We start from the raw sequence: 283 nt of genomic DNA, 5'->3' as shown, positions 1-283 counted from the left end.
TTTGATAACAACGGGCTCATTTTCAACCGGGGCCAATTGAGGTACGATGGTCATAAAGTCTTCCATTCTCGTTTTTTCCAACATGGATGCTAAATTCCCAAAGGTTTTGTTGTGGATATTAATTTCCGGAAGGCCTTTTTTAAATCCTACCACTGCATAGATCACCGGGATGGTATTCTCCCTGGCATATTGTATGGCTTTTGACACGTTATCAATCAGTTTTTCACTTCCCTCCAATCTCTGCAGCAGATTTTCCTGCATGTCGAGAACTAGCAATGCTGTT

The 283-nt window shown here is 41.7% G+C and carries 1 protein-coding gene; it reads right to left on the bottom strand.

Features of this window, described 5'->3' with window-relative positions:
- Positions 1-283: isochorismatase family protein (locus tag SCA31_RS23010; protein ID WP_410699355.1), on the bottom strand; the 283-nt coding region annotated here is incomplete at both ends.

Origin of the sequence: Chryseobacterium sp. SIMBA_028, assembly GCF_046535285.1 — a bacterium.
Lineage (GTDB): Bacteria > Bacteroidota > Bacteroidia > Flavobacteriales > Weeksellaceae > Chryseobacterium.
This window is presented reverse-complemented; position numbering and strand designations above follow the sequence as displayed.